Below are 16,475 nucleotides of genomic sequence, written 5' to 3' on the forward strand. Positions count from 1 at the left end.
CCTGCGTACGGCGTGGCACGCGGCCGGCACTACCGGGCGATCAGCCGCCGACACGGCGCGGGTCTGGTGCGTGCCAACCCTGCGTACGGCGTGGCATGAGGTCGTGCTGGCCGCCGGCCGGCAGAGATCCACCAGGGAATCGTGAGGTTGCCGGCCAGCGGCCGGCACGACCGGGCGATCAGGTCTGCTTGCGCCGGATCGGAATCGCCGACACCGGCACCGAGGCGACGTCATGCCCGCCTTCGCGGATCGGCGCGCCCGGGTCAGGTGCCCAGGCGTGGGCGTAGATCACTTCCCAGCTGCTGGGCAGCTTGCCGTCGGCGCGGCGCATCGGTTCATACGCCGCTGCCGCTGCGGCGAAACGGCCACGCCCGGTCAGCGTATGGCGGCGGTCCACCCGTGCGTTGGTCGCGCCCATCGCGCGCAGCTCGCGCATCAGCGAGGGCAGGTCGTCATAGGTCAGGGTGAACAGGTCGCGGTCCAGCACCGGGTCGCGGAAGCCGGCCATCATCAGCGCATCGCCGAACTGGGCGATCTGCGCGAAGCGGCTTACGTGCGGGCGGTCATCGGCGGCCGCAAAGGCCTCGTTGAGTTCCACCAGCGTGTCCGGGCCGAAGGTGGAGCACAACAGCAGGCCCCCGGGCTTGAGCACGCGACGGAACCCGGCGAATACCGCCGGCAGGTCGTCCACCCACTGCAGGCACAGGTTGCTGAAGATCACGTCGACGCTGTTGTCGGCCAGCGGCAGCGCGGCGGCATCGCCGCACAGGCGCTGGAACGGCTTCCACCACCCGGCCTGGCGCTTGGCCTGGTCCAGCATCGGCAATGCGACGTCCAGCGCGATGACCTGCGTCTTCGGCCAGCGCTTCTTCATCAGCGCGCTGGCGTGGCCGGTGCCGGCGCCGATGTCCAGCACCACCTCCGGCTTGCGGGCTTCCAGGTAGTCCAGCGATTCCACCAGCCGCGCCTGCACCTCGCGCTGCAGAGCGGCGGCGGCGTCGTAGCTGTTGGCAGCGCGGGCGAACGCGCGGCGGACATGGCGGGCATCGAAATGGGACGGCATTGCGAGAGTCTCTTAGAACGTACCGGGGTAGGCGCCGCCGTCGATCAGCAGGTTCTGCCCGGTGAGGTAACCGGCCTGCGCACTGCACAGGAAGGCGCAGGCGGCGCCGAATTCGTCCGCCGTGCCGAAGCGGCCGGCGGGGATCTGCTGGCGGCGGCGTTCGGCCACTTCCGCAGCATTGCCGTCCTTGCCCGCACTGTGGGCGAAGTTGGCGCGCAGGCGGTCGGTGTCGAACTGGCCGGGCAGCAGGTTGTTGATCGTGACGTTGTGCGCGACGGTACGGCGCGACAGGCCGGCGACGAAGCCGGTCAGGCCGCTGCGCGCGCCGTTGGACAACGCCAGGATGTCGATCGGCGCTTTCACTGCCGACGAGGTGATGTTGACGATGCGGCCGAAGCCACGCGCGATCATCGCGTCGACGGTGGCGCGGATCAGCGCGATCGGCGCCAGCATGTTGGCGTCCAGTGCGGCGATCCAGTCATCGCGCTCGAAGCTGCGGAAGTCGCCGGGCGGTGGGCCGCCGGCGTTGGTGACCAGGATGTCCACCTGAGGGCATGCGGCCAGCGCCGCGGCACGGCCGGCCTCGGTGGTGACGTCGGCGGCGACCGCGCGGATCTCCGCCGCGCCGGGCAGGGCGCGCAGCGCTTCGGCTGCGACTTGCAGCGCTGCCTCACCACGGGCCACGATCACCACGTTGACGCCCTCGCGCACCAGCGCCCGCGCGCAGCCCAGGCCCAACCCCTTGCTTGCGCCGCAGACCAGTGCCCAGCGGCCGTTGATACCCAGATCCATGCGTCAATCCTGCGGAATTCGGAGGGGACTCATTGTCCGCCATCGACCGGTGACAGGCCGGCAACGAAGTGTTGCAGGGCGCTGGCTACCTCGTCGGCATGGCCGAGGAACGGCGCGTGGCCGCCATGGGCGATGGTCAGTGCCTGTGCACCCGGGGCCAGTGCCGCGGCGGCCTGCATCGCCGCCGGAGACACCAGCCGGTCACGCTGGCCGGCGATCCACAGGCTGGGCCTGGCCAACGTCGGCAGCGCGCCGCGCAGGTCGGTGCTCTCCAGCAGGCGCAAGCCTTCCAGCAGGGCGCGTTCGCTGGGCGCGCCACGCTCGACCAGGTGCTGGCGCAGCGTGCGCAGCTCCTCGCGGGCGTGCGCCGAGCCCATCACGTCCAGCGCCAGGAAGCGTTCCAGGGTGCCACCGAAGTCGGTGGCCAGCTCGCGCCCGAACTGCTCGAACACCGCCGGCTCCACCGCATGCGGCCAGTCATCGCCACGCACGAAGCGTGGCGTGGCCGCGATCATCGCCAGCCCACGCACCTTCGGCAGTGTCGCGGCGGCGTGCAGCGCGAACAGGCCGCCCAGCGACCAGCCGCACCACACCGCCGGCGGCGTGGCTGCGGCAATGGCGTTGACCACGAACGGCAGGCGCAACGGCGTGGTGTCTTCGCGGCTGTGGCCATGGCCCGGCAGATCAACGCAATGCAGGGTGAACCGGTCGGCCAGGCGTTGCACCAGCGGCGCGAACACACCGCCCTGCAGGGCCCAGCCATGGATCAGTACCAGGTCCGGCCCCTGGCCGGTGACATCGATATGCATGGGAAAACGACAGCAGGCTCAGGCAAAGACAGGCAATGGCGGCGGCGCGGCGTCGCGCATCGCCAGGTCCACGCGGTCGCGCGCGCTGGCGATGGCCTCCACCAGGCCACGCACCTGCTCGGGGGTGTGCAGCGCGGACAGGGTGACGCGCAGGCGTGCCTTGCCTTCGGGCACGGTGGGCGGGCGGATCGCGCCGACCAGCCAACCGGCCTGTTCCAGTGCCCTGGACATCGCCATGGCGCGATGATCGTCACCACACAGCAGCGGCTGGATCGGCGTTTCCGAGGCCATCAGGTCCAGTCCGTGGCGGCGCGCTTCGCCGCGGAACAGCGCGATCAGGTCGGCCAGTTTCGAACGGCGCCAGTTGTCACGGCGCGCCAGGCGCACCGCTTCCAGTGCAGCCGCGGCCAGCGGCGGTGGCATCGCAGTGGTGTAGATGTACGGGCGTGCGGTTTCGGCCAGGTGTTCGACCAGGTCGTCGCGGCCCAGCACCAGCGCGCCGGAACCGCCCAGTGCCTTGCCCAGCGTGACCAGCTGCAGCGGCACATCGTCCACGCCCAGTCCGGCGGCGGCCACGGCACCGCGGCCGTCACCGACCACGCCCACGCCGTGCGCATCGTCCACATAGAACAGCGCCTGCTGCAGGCGCGCCACCAGCGACAATGCGCGCAGCGGTGCGATGTCGCCATCCATGCTGAAGACACCGTCGGTGGCCAGCATCGCCGCACCGTCAGGCGCATGCTTGAGCTGGCGCATCGCGCCTTCGGCATCGAGGTGCGGATAGCGGCGCAGGCGTGCCCCGGCCAGCCGCGTCGCATCGAGCAGGCTGGCGTGGTTGAGCTTGTCCTGCACGCAGACGTCGTTCTCTTCGCTCAGCAGCGCCTGCTGCACGGCCAGGTTGGCGGCGAAGCCACTGCCGAACAGCAGTGCACGCGGATAGCCCAGCCACTCGGCCATTTCGCGTTCCAGCGCGTCATGCAGGGCGTGGTGGCCGCAGACCAGGTGCGAGGCGCCGGCACCGGCGCCTTCGCGCGCCGCTGCATCCTGCAGCGCATTGACCACGCTGAACTGCTGGGCCAGGCCCAGGTAATCATTGCTGCAGAAGCCGGTCAGCCACTGGCCGTCCACCTCCAGGCGGACGCCATCACGACGGCTGACCGTGCGCCGCGTGCGGCGACGGCCTTGGGCATCGCGCAGGGCGCGCTGGGCGTGGAGGCGGGCGGTCAGGTCGGGGCGGGCCATGGCGGCTGAATGCAGCGACGGGGCGGCTAGGGTAGCGCGTTGCCGCGACGCCTGCTTGCGGCCCGTCTCAGGCCGCGTGAGCGCAGCCACAGGCGGGCGCTTCGGCGCTGATATCGGCGTGCACGGTGCCACCGCGGTCGTGGCCCTCGGCATCCACCTGCACCGCCATGGGCTGCAGCCCCAGCCGCGCGAACAGGGCCAGGTCGCGTTCGCTCTCCGGGTTGCCGGTGGTCAGCAGCTTGTCGCCGTAGAAGATCGAGTTGGCACCGGCCACGAAGCACAGCGCCTGCAGTTCGTCGCTCATCGCCTCGCGACCGGCCGACAGCCGCACCATCGAGCGCGGCATGGCGATGCGCGCCACCGCGATCATGCGCACGAACTCGAACGGGTCCAGTTCGGCACTGCCATGCAGCGGCGTGCCCGCCACCTGCACCAGCTTGTTGATCGGCACCGAATCGGGATGCGCCGGCAGCGTGGCCAGTGCCAGCAGCAGGCCGACGCGCTGCGCGCGCGTCTCGCCCATGCCGACGATGCCGCCGCAGCAGGTCTTCAGGCCGGCATCGCGCACGTGCGCCAGCGTGTCCAGGCGGTCCTGGTACTGGCGGGTGTGGATGATCGAATCGTAGTAATCCGGCGCGGTGTCGAGGTTGTGGTTGTAGTAGTCCAGGCCGGCGTCCTTCAACGCGCGCGCCTGTTCGCCGCTGAGCATGCCCAGCGTGGCGCAGGTCTCCAGGCCCAGTGCTTTCACCCCGGCGATCATCGCCGCCACCTTCGGGATGTCGCGGTCCTTCGGCGATCGCCACGCGGCACCCATGCAGAAGCGCGATGCGCCAGCGGCCTTGGCCTGGCGTGCCTTGGCCAGCACCGCGTCGGTGTCCATCAGCTTCTGCGCGTTCACCCCGGTGCTGTAGCGCTGTGCCTGCGGGCAGTACGCGCAGTCTTCCGGGCAGCCGCCGGTCTTCACCGACAGCAGGGTGGACACCTGCACCTGCGACGGGTCGAAGTGCTCGCGATGGACCGCGGCGGCGCGGAACAGCAGCTCGGGGAACGGCAGATCGAACAGCGCCTGCAGTTCGTCGTGTTGCCAGTCGTGGCGGATGGCAGCAGCCATGGCGGGACCTTGGATACGAGTGGAGCGAGGGCGGCAGTGTGGGTGGGCGCCCTCGGACTGTCAACCAAATTGCCGATTTCTAAGTTTACGGTGTAAAAGGGTGCTAAAACGACACTCTGCGGTGTACGTTTGCTGCTGCGTACGGATTCGCGAGTTTCCCTTGGACAGCTATCAGACCTACCCGCCCCGCCGTGATGCCGTCCTGTGCAGTCTTGCCGAACTGCCCGACGGCGGCCTGCGCGTGGTGCTGGATGATCTGCGCCAGTCCGACACGCCAGGGCAGTGGAAGCACCACGTCTTCGTGACCTTCAAGGATTACCCGGCAGGGCAGCTCGATCCGGCGACGTTGCCGAAAGAGGAGCTCGAGGCTTTCGGCCACTATGTGCTGGTTCGCCTGTTGGCCATCAATGGCTGCCTGCGCGATACGGACGAGCGCTCCGACAACGATGCCCATCTCACTGACCAGGCGCGGCAGAACATCGCCGCGCTGACCAACGAGGACATCGCCTCGATCGATGAGCAGCTGTTCTCCCTCTGCGACGGGCAGTTCCGAAAGATCGCCTGTATTGTGGGCATGGTCATGTCGCTGCAACCGAAGTGCCGATCGGGAATTCCCGATGTGTTCTATGCACAGCGTGTACGCATGCTGGTGGAACGGGGCGTGTTGCAGGCGCAGGGCGACCTCACGCGGATGGGCTGCTGCGAAGTGCGCATCCGGCAGTAGGCTTGCGCCAACCAGGACCTCGTTGGAACTGTGCTTACATCTACCTGCTGGAAGGACACATGCTGAAGTTCATCCAGAAGATGGCGGCAGCTAGGGCAAAGAAGGATGCGCATGGAACCGGACACGATGCCGCAGGGCGGAAAGCTGCTGATACTCGATCTGGATGAGACGCTGGTGCATGCCAGCGAGCGTGAACTGGAGCGACCCGCGGATTTCCGCCTCGTCGGCTACCACGTCTACCTGCGGCCCCATCTGCAGGCATTCCTCGACTATGCGTTTGCCCATTTCACGGTGGGTGTGTGGACGTCGTCCGGGCAACGGTACGCCGAACCGCTGGTGGACCGGCTGATGCCGGGGCGTCCGCTGGCGTTCCTGTGGTCCGCGCCGCGGTGCAGCATGGCCCGTGATTGGGAAACCGGCGGTTACACCTCGCAGAAGCGGCTGGGCAAGCTGAAGCGCCACGGCTTCCGTTTGGAGCAGATGATCGGTATCGATGACACGCCCGGCAAGTACGCCAGAAACTACGGAAATCTGGTCGAGGTGCGTGAGTTCACCGGTGATCCGGCTGATGACGAGCTGGCCCATCTGCAGCGATATCTGGAGTGGCTGCGGCAGCAGCCCAACGTGCGTGCGGTGGAGAAGCGCCGGTGGCGGGAGCGTCTGCACGCGTAGGTATCTGCACACGGCAGGTGCTATCGGCGAGCACCCGCACTTGCGCGTTTCACCGCATCCTGCAAGGCCTGCAGCCACAATAGCCGCTGCCCAACGCAAGCGCTGGCGCGCAGACTGTGCCCCATGACCGATCTCCATCGCCTCCGCGGCCGCATCACCGCGCTGGTTCTCAGCGAAGCCTGGCGCCGTCGTGCCGCGCTCTGGGGCGGCGCTGTGGCCGTAGCGCTGGTGGCCATCCTGTTCGCCAAGGCCAGCGACGCGGCCTTCCATCTGTTCCAGCGCATCACCGCGCACTCGCCATGGTGGGCCCTGCTGTTAACGCCCGGCATCTTCGCGCTGCTGGCCTGGCTCACGTCCGGTGTGCTGAAACCCACGCGGGGCAGCGGCATTCCGCAGGTCATCGCTGCGTTGGACAAGCCCGATGAGCCCTTCCGGAAGACCAATCTGTCGCCTGCGGTCTCAGCCGGCAAGCTGCTGCTGACCTCGTTTTCGCTGCTCGGTGGCGCGTCCGTTGGCCGCGAGGGCCCGACCGTGCATGTGGGTGCCAGCCTGATGTACCTGTTCGGCCGCTGGTTCGGCTTCAAGGATCCCCGCGAGCTCTCGCATTTCCTGCTGGCCGGGGGTGCAGCGGGCATTGCCGCGGCGTTCAACACGCCGCTGGCCGGTATCGTCTTCGCCATCGAGGAGCTCAGCGGCCGTTTCGAGCATCGGTTCTCCGGCACCCTGCTGACCGCGGTGATTGTCGGCGGCGTGGTGTCGCTGGGCCTGCTCGGCAACTACACCTACTTCGGCCATGTGAGCGCGCGGTTGCCGCTGGGACAGGGCTGGCTGGCGATCCTGCTGTGCGGCGTGGTGGCCGGGTTGCTGGGCGGCCTTTTCGCGCGCGCGGTGCTGGCCAGTGCGGCGGGCCGCCCGCGTTGGCTGGGCCAGCTGCGGCAGCGGCATCCGGTGCTGCTGGCGGCAGGCTGCGGCCTGGTGGTGGTGGCGCTGGCGTTGACCTTCGGCGACGGCGCGTTCGGTACCGGCTACGAGCAGGCGCGCAGCCTGGTGCAGGGGCAGGCGATGGTCGGCCACGAGTTCGGGTTGATGAAGCTGCTGGCCAACCTCGCATCGTACGTGGCCGGTATTCCCGGCGGCCTGTTCTCGCCGGCGTTGGCGGTCGGTGCGGGACTGGGCCACAACCTGGCGGTGCTGATGCCGGGCGTGGATCCGCGTGCGTTCGTGCTGCTGGGCATGTGTGCCTACCTGACCGGCGTCACCCAGGCACCGCTGACCTCGGCAGTGATCTCGCTGGAGCTGACCGATAGTGGTGATCTGCTGCTGCCGATCCTGGCCACGGTGCTGATCGCGCGGGGCGTGTCCGGGCTGGTATGCCGGGTGCCGATCTACCGTGGGCTGGCGGAGGTGTTGCTGGCGTCGGCCGTTGCATCAACCGGGCCTGTGCAGGGCGAACGCCCTTCCTGATCGGTAGCACCCTCCGCTGTTGCGGGCAGCCCCGACACTGCCATCGGTCCTTCGCCGATGGCCGCACGGGGGGGCGCGATGAAGCATGGGGGATGCGTATTGATCTCCTGCATTCGGCAACCCGTGTCTCCCGCGCACTGTTGGGCATCCTGCTGCCACTCCGCTGCCTGGTCTGCGGCGATCCGGGCCATGATGATCTCGATCTGTGCCGCGCCTGCCTTGCCGAACTGCCCTGGGCCGGTCGTGCCTGCCTGCGTTGTGCGCTGCCGTTGCCGGACGCGGCCCTGATCGTCTGCGGCAGCTGCCGCGAGGAAGCACCGCCGCAGAGGGCCACGCATGCCAGCCTGCTGTACCTGCCTACGCACGTTAGAAATGATTGGCGGCAGAATTCCACAATGTTTGTCGCTGATCTCTTCCGATAGTTGCGGTAGAGTCCAAAAGCTACGTGCCACTCAATTCTAGCTGAGGTACACCTTTGGAGCGTTGCGTCGCATACTTGGTCCTATATCGGACGCTCTGTGTTCCAGGCGCAGATGAAATCCTCCTGCTCACGTGTCTCGATCGCACCAGGTCGAACCTGACGGACTAGGTCCATGGCCTGCATGCCAGTCGCAGCCATCCCCGTTTCCAGTAGCAACATACAAGCAATGGTGCCAGCTCTCCCGAGTCCGCCCTTGCAATGCACCACAACTCGACGTCCACCCAGAAGCTCCTGACAGAGTGCTGGGCCAAGTACCTGCCATTCCTTCAGGAAGATCCTGTCGGGAGCTGCACCATCCACAATTGGAAGCCCATACCATGCGATGCCTAGAGCTGTTGCTCGTTGAGGCAGTTCCACGATCCTGAGCTCATCGAATTCCCACGGCTCAATGAGGGAAATCAGGTGTGTGGCCCCCCATCTGTGAATCGCGCGTAGATCCACGTTGAGATCGCGGTTCCATGTTCCCGTCATGGCCGCCTTCTGATGCTTCCCCGGTGCGAATGTCACGCCTATCGCGCCGCCATTACTTCCTACAGCGAGCGTAGCGACATGTAGCGGATGGGAGAGGCTAGTTCTAAACATGTACGGCACCCTCGTCGCGGGAAGAAAGAGAGCCGTGATGCAAGCGGGCGATGCAAGGCTTGCTGCGTTGATCCGTCAGGTCTGGCATTGTCTCTCGCCAGAGTGGATCGCTGGGACACGGCTTGGTTAAGGTGGTCCCTTTGCGAGCTACATGCAAGAAGTACCAGTTGGCTCACGCGATGTGCGTACCAGCAAGAACAGAATTGCGTACCAGTAGGCTCACGATATGGACAGTGAGTGACCTCGGGAGCAAGGTATACGGATGCACCCTTAGCAGAGGCAGAAAATGAAGCCGACCATCTTGGCGTTAGACCTCGAAGGAACGCTTATCTCCAACGCGATCAGCCAGATTCCAAGGCCAGGCCTCCATCAGTTCTTGGAAGATGTTCAATCGCAATTCAGTCAGTTGATGATGTTCACAACTGTGTCGGAGGAGCGCTTTCGGAGCATTGCCAATCTACTGCGTCGGGAGGGCAGTGCCCCCGATTGGTTCGCAGGTCTGCACTACGTTCACTGGACGGGAAAGACAAAGGACCTCCGTCTTGTAACACCTTGCCTGGGCGAGGCGTTGCTGCTCGATGATCATGGTCCGTACGTACACCCTGGACAAGAGCATCTCTGGGTTCAGATTCCGCTGTTTGGATCTCCCTATTCGCCTGACGACGATGGTTTCAGCATTGCACGTCGACGATTGGTCGAACGGACCAGAACGGAAAACACCTTGGCGCCGCCCCATCAGAAGGGGTCAGCTCGGCCAGGCGGGTACTAACAGGGAGTAACACGGCTTAGGAGCACCCATGAGAACGGTACAATGAGAAGGCCCAATGAAAGAAGCGCGGCCGGCATTGCGGCGCCAGCTCTGCGGGCGTTCATGGAAATTGCAGAAGCTTGGAATCTAACCCATCAAGAACAAGCGGGTATTCTTGGAGTACCTGTGAGCGTCGCGCAGGCACGATTGGAGGCGTTCGAGGTGAATGACCTCCTGCCTGAGACGCTAGAACGGATCAGTTATCTGCTCGGTATCTATCGTGCGTTGCACACGTTGTTCCCTAATGAGCAGCAAGCAAACACTTGGGTACGCCGTCCAAACACCGGTGCTCCTTTCAACGGAGACACAGCGTTACGCTTGATGTGTGCGGGTCGGATCGGCGAACTTGCCACTGTTCGTGAGTACCTGGAGGCTCAAGGGATTTCCGCCCCCTGAAATTTCCTACATCAGCCTACAGAACGGACGCTGGAGAAGTAGACACAAAACCGGCCCTCTTCTTGCCTTTCCGAACTCCTTCTAAGCAGCGTTCCGATCTCGGGCAGGGTCTGACGAGAGCGGACGCCGAACATAAGGACAGTGCGCTCGCGATGAGGTCACCAAGTGAAGAATGTGCAGCACTCATCGTGCCGATCAAGTTTGGGTGGTCATGTCATCTACCATCTTTCGCTGATGATCTGCCGCAGTCGGCCAAGCTCAGCGAGCGTGGCGTGACGGCGTCTACAGAGATAGAGCGAAATGGGATCAACCTGAGTGGTATGCGGACTCAACCTCGCTGGGCAGCGATTCCAGATCTCAATTTCGGCGAATGAACCTGCGTCATAAGGTGACAGACCACTGCCCATTGACCGCAGAAAACGTTGGTGTATTGCAAGGTGACGCGGATGCTCGTCTTGGCTGCACTCCCTCCAAGAGAGAGCGGCCTCACCGGCGACGCGCATCTGTCCGAGGCGCGCCGCGGAGCGCGTGGGAACACGTAGAACTTCGATGACCGGAGTCGACAGCATTGGCTCCACTCTCGCCCAAGTGACACTGCACTCATCCATCTCGACATGAGACCTTGCTCTGATGCGATCTACTGCGCCAACTCCGGCAAGAACTAGCTCGTGGCTGACACAGCGGAGCTGCTTCAGCGGAATTGCGAGTTCGGCTAACGTCCCGGAAATCTCATAGCGGCACTTGCCGTTGTTGAGCGCATGAGTAAGCACGGCCTGTGTCGCGACCGACAGCTTGGCACTGGGAAGGGGGGCGGGAGTTCTTGCGGCAGTGTTGACGCTCAGATTTGGGATGAAGATCTCTCGATCTATGATTATGTAGGACAGTCCGGCGGACATCAATGCCACCCGCTCCGCGGTCACAAGATTCTCAGCTGAGACGGTCACTATGTCGTACAGCCCTGATGTTCGGTAGGCCAGGTGCATGGCTACTATCCAGTCCAACTTGTGCCCACCGCGCGAGCAGGCTAGGAGTACGCGCATTCCGCGCATCTCAAACTCGAGGAAGCTGAAGCTCTTACTGAGGATCTCGTCCTGATCCAATGAATGGATTGAAGGCTTGGAAAATTCACTAATCTCACCGATCCTTGCAAGTGCTGAGAAGGCACGCTTCGAGATGCTGCTCGGAAGGTGGGGCATGCTTTCTACTCCATTGAGCCTTGTTGGACTAAGGATGGGGTCAGTGCGCTAAGGTTCGGCAGTCTAAGGAGTTCGGGCGGTGCGCCTCCGCCTACATTGACGAAGCAGCGTGCAGGCTGATCCGTGGCTCATGTCGAGCTCGTCCTCGAGCATGCTCCGCACTTCTCCATCGGTGAGGTATGGGAGTTTCCCTTCTAGCTCAAGACGCTCAATTAGCGCCATGCCCGTCTCTCGCCGTAGCATCAGTTGCGCCTGTCGTCTAACTTTCCCTACGTAGCTCTGAGCAAGGTCTGGGAACTCAAGTCGGAACGAGAAGCTGCGCAGGTGAAACAGTGTAGAGATCTCAGCGAGTGTTGGGATGCGGATTCCATCAGGGGCAGCAAGTCCCCTCTCCATTAGTGCGCGAACGTCATCAATGATCTCGTTGTAACTACGCCCTTCGAAGGGAACCCCTTTGCCTGGGCAGGCCAGAGCCAGTCCGAAGGAGGCTTTTGCAGCAAGCTCAGGCTCAGTCGCAAGCTGCACGATCGAGACTTGGTGTCGCACGGAAATATCGATCAAGTTGCTCAAAGTCGAGGAGTTCTTCACTCCCCGAGAAGAAACTTTCTCCTTCATCTTGCGCCTATCAATTCGGTGTAAAGGTACACACATCGCATTCAACGTGCGATAGAACCGGGGGACAACATCGGGGGCGATACTGGAGATGTCTCCGGATGCAATAGCGGAAACCAGCTCTACGCACTCCTGCTCTCCGTAGTGGGGATGCAAGTCCGGCTGGATGAGACTTCTATCACCAACGAGAAACGAACTGCATGAGTAGCAATGGTCAAGGCCGAGCCTCATGTTGTGGTACTTCTGAGGCTGGAAGCAGGATGGGCAGCTGGCGCGAAGCCGCACCCGATGGAATGGACATCTTTCGATGTAGCTGATGCTCCAGATCAGCCGGTCATGTGCACCGATATGGTGCCTGGCATCTTCCAACAAGCACATCTCGCACCAGGTGCGTAGACGCGCGATGTTCTTTGTTCCAGCACGCACGCTCCGGCTCGTCCTGGGGAGGTGTGACGGAAGCGCGAACAACGTGAGCCTGCTGAGGTCGGTTCTGCCAAGTCCCCGTTCCAGGAGATCCGAAACTCCCCTTACCCATTGACCTGTGCCATTGAGCCCATTGCCCGTGTAAAGCCTGGACTCGCCGTCGGCGGCGGCACCTGGATTGAAGGCGCCCCGCAGCGCTCGTAGGAGCTGCGAGCTGCCGTATCCGTGAAGAATCGCCACTCGTGAGTAGAAGGACGAGAGCGACTCGGTCTCCACAGTTCCAAACGATAGGGGTTGGACAGGTAGCAAGAAGGTGTTCATCAATCAGCCTCCTGGAACTCGTGCAGGCTTTCGCTGGAATGGACGACTGCCGGCGGGTCGATTCTTACGTGCTTGGCTGGTGCTGCTCTTCGTGCCCTCAGTGCGCTCTGAGGAGCGGCCGCCCTCGCGGTTTGAGTCGATGTGAGGTGCTCCGGGCGTGATCACATCCGAAACCTGAGCAAGGGCGGCCTTGCCAAGCTCGATGTCCTTCGCAATCGTGGACCATTCGGCCTGCACCGGCTTGACTGCGCGAATCATCTTAGCGGTGATGCTTTCGTTACAGGCGGCTGCGTACGCAATCACCTGCTGGAGACGTTTGTCCAGAACACCAATGCACCCATGGCATTGGATGTAGAGCTCGCGACTGCAGGATCTCAGTGCGCCACCCTCGCCGATGCCATGGGGGTTGGCCTTTTCGATAGCTTTGATGATGCTCTGCCAAGCGCCATAGTCAGCCTCGCCCTCATAGGGGGCCAAATGGACAATCGTAACTCTCGCTGCCAGGTGTGCTCTGTGGGCTAGCAGTGGACCAAGTAGCTCATATCCCCCGGTGAGGACGAGGTTCTGTCCCGGCCCTGACAGTACTTTCAGGGCCTCCAGAAGCGTGGCTCCGAACTCTTCGTTCTTCGTGCGTGCAATGCTCTGTGCGTCATCCAGCAGTACGAACTCGATCCTGCTGATGGAGAACAGGTTCCTGAGCAGCTTTAGGTGGTCGGCCTCAGTCTTGGATCCAGCACTTCCGCGATGGCGCGACTGCTCTAGCTTCACCGGATCGTAAAGAGGATGGCGAGCATCGCCGAGCAGCATCTGAATCACGTACTTCGGCGTTACGCGAGAATCATTAGAAGGCAGGACGAAAGCGCCAATGATGGGTGTTGACTCTGGCTTTGCCGCTTTGAAGACAACCTCTCGGAGATGCTTGGCTAGCCTCAGGAGAAGAAGAGACTTCCCGCAGTTTGATGGGCCAATGATCGCAATGATATTTCCTCCGCCGATGTTCTCGCAGAATGTTCTAAGGAATACCTCCGTCGCTATGAAGTTGCGATGCCCGACAACTCCGATGAGTCTTGGCGTGATGCGATCAAGATCGCGCTCGAATGACGTTGGCTCTGCCGTCATGAGATACCTGTCGCAGGATCCACAGGTGCCGGCTGGACGTCATCCCAGCCGTCGTCCACACACGGGCTGGATGTGCAAGTCGGAGGAAGCTGCTCACTGTCGGCCAAGCCCTGTCTGGACTGTTCCGAGAGCTCCGAATTCCTGCCTGCCTTTACAGAGCCTTCAGTGGGAACGAAGTCATCAGCCCGCGCCGCCTGATCGTATGCTCTCTGCTCCATCTCTATCGCCTTGTGCATTGGATGGATCCCCCTTTCTGACGAAGGTCTGGTGGCGAATGATGCGGTTCCGGAGAGAAGTTCGTCGCTGATGCCTGCGCGAAGACTGTGCTTCCGACAGACTGCCCTATGCCAAGCTTTATCGAGATAGAAGTAGATGACGTTGCCGTCACTCTCTGGATCAAGTCGAGGTGAGAGGTTCGCAACCGTGATGGATTTCGAGATAAGGACCGTCGAGGTGAAGTAGCGCTGATCCCAGCGGATGGCGCCCCGAGGGTTGGTGTAGCCGCGGATTTCAATGAAGGGTGAAGTGGTAATGAAGAAATGGAGATCCTTCTTGACCGGAACACCCTGTTCTCCATAGATCTTCTCTAGGTGATGGCGCATGTCGATGAGGCTTGGCGCACCTTCCCACGCAGTGCCCTGGTTGATCATGTCTATAGCCAAGGAGACTTTCTTGAGAACTCGGCTACGCAGTTGCTTACTTCTGGCCTCAGGGCTATGACTAGCAGATACGGCGCGGCTGCTCTTTACGTCTACCTTGAAGCCTGTTGCTCCACGAATGGCCGCTTCCTGAACTAGGTTATGTCTACGCTCAACCTGACTCCCACTTTTCGGGTGTGCGGCTCCTCGCTGGAGGAAGTTGATCTTGAGATCCCAAAGGGATAGCTGGAAGGCATCACTGCGGAAGTCGCTACCGCCGTCGGAGTAGATCGTCCTAGGAAGCCGTCCATGCCTGCGGACGCAATCGCGCAGGAGTAGAGCGTTTGTAGTCGAACTTGGCGGTGAGAACAGAATTATCCACGCGAGTACTTCCTCCTTCACTTGGTCAACTAGCATGCTGAGGATCGCGTCGCCCTTTGCCTCGCAGGCCACGGGCAAAGTGCAGTGATCTACCTGGGCGATCTGGAATGGCATGACGGCAAGTGGAGCTTGTTTCTCAGTGGCCACACGCCCCGCGTCCGCATTGGCAGCTCGTTTACCTCCAGCCCTTAGTGCGTCGATCCTGTTGTGATCGCGTAAGTGCCATAGCCGGTTGTAGGACGCCTTGGACATTGGATGAAGCCCATGCGGCCCTGCGCTCATGCTCTCCACTGTCACGCAGTAGCTCGCATAGGACTTCTCAATCGTCACCCCATTCCCTGACGATCGATCAGACGCTATCTGGCAAGCTGCGGTGTCAAGATTGACATCCGTAATCGAGCGGGGGCGGCCGGCGTTCTCTGATCTTGGCGCGAGTCCTGCTAGTCCATGATCTCTATAGCTCGCGCGCCAGCGCTGAACAGTTCGTTCGCTAACCCCAGCTGATTCGGGAAACAGGGCCAGGGCCTGTCCGTTGATGACGGCAAGCCGGAACCCAATTTTCTCAAGGTATCGCGGATTGAACAGCTGCTCGGCCTCGCCGAGGCCTCTCTGCAGCACGTGATCCCTCTGCTCGATCGCAATGCCAATCTTTGTGGCCCGGTCAAGGGTTGAGCAGATTGTGGAGGAGTCGGGTTCCCACAGACAGCACCGGGAGAGATCCACGTATACCTTCTGCAGCAGAATGGCCTGGAGTACCGGCAGTCCGCTCGCCAGACCGCAATGGTTCATTACCCCTTCAATGGACACCGGCTGCCTGCGATGAACCGCACGTTGCACTGCTTTGATCGCCGCCTGGTCGGCATCGGTGATGGGGTGGGGGACGGGTGCCAACAGAGAGAGGTTACGGGCGAGAATCCAAGGAATTGTCTCAGTCGGAACAACTTCGTGGTCGATACCGATGGATCCGAAGTGGTCTTCTGCGGGGCCGAAGGAAAATCTTCCATCGTGGAACGTCCAAAGGTCTGGACGACGTTGGTGGTTTTTCAGGAGTGCCTGTAAGGGCTTAACTTCAATCGCGACCACTCTGTCAGACATGACCAATAGGTAGTCTGGCGTATACCTACGTGGCTGTCGGCGACCAATTGAGTCGGCGTAGGTCACCGCGACAGTGCTGGGCTGATCCAAGAGGATCAACGTAGACGGATTGCAGGACACGATCTCCGCAAAGGCCATCTCACCATCTGACTCGGTCTGAACACGCGCTTCAGAGTCCTCTGAGAGAAAGCTCCCCTGGACGTAGCCATGGCGTTCGCCAATTCGGTTTGTTCCGTGCGAGTTTCCGACCTTTCTGGCCGGGGGGAGGAGGATGGCCGAGATCAGATACTCGATCCCAGGAGGAGTCACACCAAGAGATCTTGCGTGGCGCTCAACTTCCTCTTGTGGCAATGGGGCAATGTGGCGTTCACGCGTGCGGGGCGTGAAAGCTGGGGTCCACACCAGCAGATCGGAGCGCACCAAGTCCTCCGGTCGTACTGAGGGTGTCGTTCCTTCGCCCTCCCCGGCCTGATCGGCTTGTCGCGGTACATTTGACTTGCCCATTTTCTAGGCGCAAAGCAAAGCCGTCCCGCCTTGACGGGCACC

Annotated in this window: 15 protein-coding genes and 2 pseudogenes; 6 read left to right on the forward strand and 11 right to left on the reverse strand. The window is 62.7% G+C overall.

Translation table 11 applies throughout. The features are described 5' to 3' along the window. Positions 1-178: 178 nt before the first annotated feature. The 5 genes from bioC to bioB form a co-directional block, all read right to left on the reverse strand. Positions 179-1,063 carry a malonyl-ACP O-methyltransferase BioC gene (gene bioC, locus BLS66_RS09400; RefSeq protein ID WP_074725720.1) on the reverse strand — a complete coding sequence of 295 codons (885 nt, stop codon included), beginning with the start codon at positions 1,061-1,063 and terminating at the stop codon, positions 179-181. A 12-nt stretch (positions 1,064-1,075) separates the two neighbouring features. Beyond that, the gene (locus BLS66_RS09405; RefSeq protein ID WP_074725721.1) at positions 1,076-1,855 is read right to left on the reverse strand and encodes an SDR family oxidoreductase; all 780 of its coding nucleotides are present in this window, start codon (positions 1,853-1,855) and stop codon (positions 1,076-1,078) included. A gap of 29 nt (positions 1,856-1,884) precedes the next feature. Then, positions 1,885-2,664, reverse strand: a complete 780-nt coding sequence (bioH, locus tag BLS66_RS09410; protein ID WP_057493941.1) for a pimeloyl-ACP methyl ester esterase BioH — start codon at positions 2,662-2,664, stop codon at positions 1,885-1,887. A gap of 18 nt (positions 2,665-2,682) precedes the next feature. Continuing rightward, a complete protein-coding gene (bioF, locus tag BLS66_RS09415) occupies positions 2,683-3,906 on the reverse strand; it encodes an 8-amino-7-oxononanoate synthase (RefSeq protein ID WP_049468838.1) in 1,224 nt (407 codons plus the stop codon). Between the two features lie 67 nt (positions 3,907-3,973). Further along, positions 3,974-5,017, reverse strand: a complete 1,044-nt coding sequence (gene bioB, locus BLS66_RS09420; RefSeq protein ID WP_049461377.1) for a biotin synthase BioB — start codon at positions 5,015-5,017, stop codon at positions 3,974-3,976. Positions 5,018-5,177: 160 nt separating this feature from the next. On the opposite strand from bioB, the gene BLS66_RS09425 reads away from it, so the two are divergent. From BLS66_RS09425 to BLS66_RS20885, 4 genes and pseudogenes are all read left to right on the forward strand, one after another. Then, positions 5,178-5,741, forward strand: coding sequence for a DUF3658 domain-containing protein (locus tag BLS66_RS09425; protein ID WP_074725722.1), 564 nt, complete (start codon positions 5,178-5,180; stop codon positions 5,739-5,741). Between the two features lie 111 nt (positions 5,742-5,852). Continuing rightward, positions 5,853-6,413, forward strand: coding sequence for an HAD family hydrolase (locus BLS66_RS09430; RefSeq protein ID WP_208596520.1), 561 nt, complete (start codon positions 5,853-5,855; stop codon positions 6,411-6,413). Between the two features lie 123 nt (positions 6,414-6,536). Then, positions 6,537-7,877: a chloride channel protein gene (locus BLS66_RS09435; RefSeq protein ID WP_074725723.1), complete on the forward strand. Its 1,341-nt coding sequence runs from the start codon at positions 6,537-6,539 to the stop codon at positions 7,875-7,877. Positions 7,878-7,969: 92 nt separating this feature from the next. Beyond that, positions 7,970-8,236, forward strand: a pseudogene (locus BLS66_RS20885) (double zinc ribbon domain-containing protein); the annotation flags it as partial. Positions 8,237-8,379: 143 nt separating this feature from the next. On the opposite strand, the gene BLS66_RS09445 reads toward BLS66_RS20885, so the two are convergent. Continuing rightward, positions 8,380-8,940 carry a cyclin-dependent kinase inhibitor 3 family protein gene (locus tag BLS66_RS09445; protein WP_074725724.1) on the reverse strand — a complete coding sequence of 187 codons (561 nt, stop codon included), beginning with the start codon at positions 8,938-8,940 and terminating at the stop codon, positions 8,380-8,382. A gap of 286 nt (positions 8,941-9,226) precedes the next feature. Here BLS66_RS09445 and BLS66_RS09450 point away from each other — a divergent pair, with 286 nt between their 5' ends. Next, on the forward strand, positions 9,227-9,709 hold the full coding sequence (locus tag BLS66_RS09450) for an NIF family HAD-type phosphatase (protein WP_074725725.1): 483 nt from the start codon (positions 9,227-9,229) through the stop codon (positions 9,707-9,709). 42 nt (positions 9,710-9,751) lie between these two features. Next, positions 9,752-10,144, forward strand: a complete 393-nt coding sequence (locus BLS66_RS09455; RefSeq protein ID WP_074725726.1) for an MbcA/ParS/Xre antitoxin family protein — start codon at positions 9,752-9,754, stop codon at positions 10,142-10,144. Between the two features lie 218 nt (positions 10,145-10,362). On the opposite strand, the gene BLS66_RS09460 is transcribed toward BLS66_RS09455, so the two are convergent. The 5 genes and pseudogenes from BLS66_RS09460 to BLS66_RS20370 form a co-directional block, all read right to left on the reverse strand. Further along, positions 10,363-11,340 carry a hypothetical protein gene (locus BLS66_RS09460; protein WP_074725727.1) on the reverse strand — a complete coding sequence of 326 codons (978 nt, stop codon included), beginning with the start codon at positions 11,338-11,340 and terminating at the stop codon, positions 10,363-10,365. 63 nt (positions 11,341-11,403) lie between these two features. Next, entirely contained in the window at positions 11,404-11,955 is a 552-nt protein-coding gene (locus tag BLS66_RS20890) for a hypothetical protein (protein ID WP_244152976.1), read from the reverse strand. A 285-nt stretch (positions 11,956-12,240) separates the two neighbouring features. Then, positions 12,241-12,696 (reverse strand): annotated as a pseudogene (locus BLS66_RS21060) (TniQ family protein); the annotation flags it as partial. Positions 12,697-12,699: 3 nt separating this feature from the next. After that, positions 12,700-13,815 (reverse strand): AAA family ATPase, encoded by a 1,116-nt coding sequence (locus tag BLS66_RS09470; protein WP_074725729.1) that lies wholly within the window; start codon positions 13,813-13,815, stop codon positions 12,700-12,702. Then, positions 13,812-16,349 (reverse strand): helix-turn-helix domain-containing protein, encoded by a 2,538-nt coding sequence (locus BLS66_RS20370; protein ID WP_167357704.1) that lies wholly within the window; start codon positions 16,347-16,349, stop codon positions 13,812-13,814. The genes BLS66_RS09470 and BLS66_RS20370 overlap by 4 nt, the downstream gene beginning before the upstream one ends. Positions 16,350-16,475 lie beyond the last annotated feature (126 nt).

The sequence above is a fragment of the Stenotrophomonas pavanii genome (assembly GCF_900101175.1).
Classification (GTDB): domain Bacteria; phylum Pseudomonadota; class Gammaproteobacteria; order Xanthomonadales; family Xanthomonadaceae; genus Stenotrophomonas; species Stenotrophomonas pavanii.